A 2,906-nucleotide genomic window follows, 5' to 3' on the forward strand; every position below is an offset into this window, starting at 1 on the left:
CGCCAGTCGTCTCGTATGGGTTACTGGAATCCAGAAGGCGATCACCCGCGCGGACGTAGACATCGAAATCCACGTGATCGCCGTGCACCGCGACACAGCCGGCAACGATAGCTGCCAACGTGGGCAGCCCCCAGAGGGGAAGGCGCCGGAGCCAGTCGCGACCGCTCCGATCACCGTGACAGGAAGTCTCGGCGCGGAGGTCGGTCACTCAGACCTCTCCTGTCTCACTTGATCCGCACACAGGCTCGAGCGACGTAGCAGCCATCTGCGTATAGGTAGGCGCAAGCGTACCCGTTCTTGGCCCAGCCTTTGCCCCGCCAGCGCGACTCCTCTTTGTTGCATGCGTAGTGCACTGGGCCGTAGTCCGTGTACCATGGCTTAGAATTCGAGTCCAGATAGACCCAGTTGATCTTCCAGTTGCAAAGAGTCGGGGCTTGGTGGCGCTCAGACGAAGGCCCGAAATCTGCGGTCTGCTGAGATATGTTGTTGCCGCTGCCATAGACGTAGTGGCACGTTCCCCTTCCTGATTGTGGTAGTACCCGCAGGTACTGCTACTTGCCTGTGCAGGGGCCGCCAGAACGGCGGGCAACAGCAAGACGAACCATGCTGCCGCCCACGCTCGCCAAAAGCGCTTGGGTGCTGCTCCTCTTCTACCCAGTGCCCTGTGAGAGATTCGCCAGAACCCCTGGGACGCATCTGCGTCCGTGTCAGACTGGCCGACACATCGGGAGGGCCGCAACTAGTCATTGCGAATCCGAATCATCAGGAATCCTGTCGCGCCGAGTTGGAAATCTCGTCGATGGCTGCGACTGCCACACGTGCCAGACCGCACGTTGAGATTCCCGTGACTGCCGGGAGCTTCTGTCGGGGCCACCTCAGCTCGGACTGCACGTGGCGTGCGGTGTTTCCTCGAGCGGCAATCCTTCACAGGTGCCGGCCACCGTTTCGATGCCAGGAGGGGTGTAAGCCCGCTGGGCCGCGACCGCGCGTGGTGCGCGGTCCCGGCCCAGCGGCATACGGGATGTGCGGTCGATCGTCAGAGCTGGTCCAGGCCCAGCTCGTGGTCATCGAGGCGGATCGCGTCACCGGAGGCCGCGCCGAAGTTGGCGTAGTCGTAGCCGTCGTAGCTCGGCAGGGAGTACATCGCAGCCTTGGCCTCCTCGGTCGGCTCCACCACGATGTTGCGGTAGTGGGGCAGCCCCGTGCCGGCCGGGATGAGCTTGCCGAGGATCACGTTCTCCTTGAGGCCGAGCAGCGGGTCGGACCTGGCCTCCATGGCAGCCTGGGTGAGAACCCGCGTGGTCTCCTGGAACGACGCTGCCGACAGCCACGAGTCGGTCGCGAGCGACGCCTTGGTGATGCCCATGAGCTCGGGACGGCCGGCGGACGGCCTGCTGCCCTCGGCCATCGCCCGGCGGTTCGCCTCCTCGAAGCGGCCCCGCTCGGCGAGCTCGCCCGGGAGCAGCTCGGTGTCACCCGACTCGATGATCGTCACGCGCCGCAGCATCTGGCGAACGATGACCTCGATGTGCTTGTCGTGGATCGACACGCCCTGCTGCCGGTAGACATGCTGGACCTCGTCGACCAGGTGCTTCTGCGCGGCGCGTGGGCCGAGGATGCGCAGCACCTGCTTCGGGTCGATGGCGCCCTGGATCAGCTGGGTGCCGACGTCGACGTGGTCGCCGTCCTGCACGAGCAGGCGAGCGCGCTTGGTGACCGGGTATGCGTGCTGGTCCGAGCCGTCGTCCGGGACCAGCAGGATACGACGGGCCTTGTCGGTGTCCTCGATCTCCACGCGTCCGGTCGCCTCCGCGATCGGCGAGACGCCCTTCGGAGTGCGGGCCTCGAACAGCTCGACGACACGTGGAAGACCCTGCGTGATGTCGTCCGCAGCGGCCGCACCACCGGTGTGGAACGTCCGCATCGTCAGCTGTGTGCCGGGCTCACCGATCGACTGCGCCGCGATGATGCCGACGGCCTCACCGATGTCGACCAGCTTGCCTGTCGCCAGCGAACGGCCGTAGCACTTCGCGCACGTGCCGACGTGGCTGTCACAGGTCAGCACCGAGCGGACCCGCACCTTGTCGATACCGGCCCGGAACAGCGCGTTGATGACGACGTCACCGAGGTCGATCCCCGCCTCGGCCAGGACGGTGCCGCCCTCGTCCATGACGTCCTCGGCGAGGGTGCGGGCATAGACCGACGCCTCGACGATCTCACTCAGCGTGCGCGTGCCGGTCAGCTCGTTCACCTTGGCGATCGGCAGGACGAGACCACGGTCGGTACCACAGTCGTCCTCGCGGATGATGACGTCCTGGGACACGTCGACCAGTCGACGGGTCAGGTAGCCGGAGTCCGCGGTGCGCAGCGCCGTGTCGGCCAGACCCTTGCGAGCACCGTGCGTCGAGATGAAGAACTCGAGCACGGACAGGCCCTCACGGAAGTTCGACTTGATCGGGCGCGGGATGATCTCACCCTTCGGATTGGCCATGAGGCCACGCATGCCGGCGATCTGGCGGATCTGGAACCAGTTGCCGCCCGCCCCCGAGCTGACCATCCGGTAGATCGGGTTGGTGCGGGAGAAGTTGGTCTCCATCTCCTTGGCAACCTGGTTGGACGCCTGCGTCCAGATCTCGACGAGCTCCTGACGGCGCTCGTCGTCGGTGATCAGACCGCGTTCGTACTGGGTCTGGACCTTGGCGTCCTTGGCCTCGTACGACTCGAGGATCTCGGTCTTGTTGTCCGGCAGCGTGACGTCACCGATCGCGACGGTGCACCCCGAGCGCGTCGACCAGAAGAAGCCGGCCTCCTTGAGTGCGTCGAGGGACGCGGCCACCTGGACCTTCGAGTAGCGCTCGGCGAGGTCGTTGACGATCCGCGAGAGCCGTTTGCGGTCGACCGGCTCG

1 protein-coding gene and 1 pseudogene are annotated in these 2,906 nt (G+C 65.7%); both read right to left on the bottom strand.

What is annotated here, in order from left to right; all coding sequences use genetic code 11:
- Window positions 1-208: hypothetical protein (locus tag L0H79_RS21805; protein ID WP_301486858.1), on the bottom strand; the 208-nt coding region annotated here is incomplete at its 3' end.
- A gap of 828 nt (window positions 209-1,036) precedes the next feature.
- Window positions 1,037-2,906 (bottom strand): annotated as a pseudogene (locus L0H79_RS21810) (DNA-directed RNA polymerase subunit beta'); the annotation flags it as partial.

The sequence above is a fragment of the Intrasporangium sp. genome (genome assembly GCF_030452765.1).
In the GTDB taxonomy this organism is placed as follows: domain Bacteria; phylum Actinomycetota; class Actinomycetes; order Actinomycetales; family Dermatophilaceae; genus Intrasporangium_A.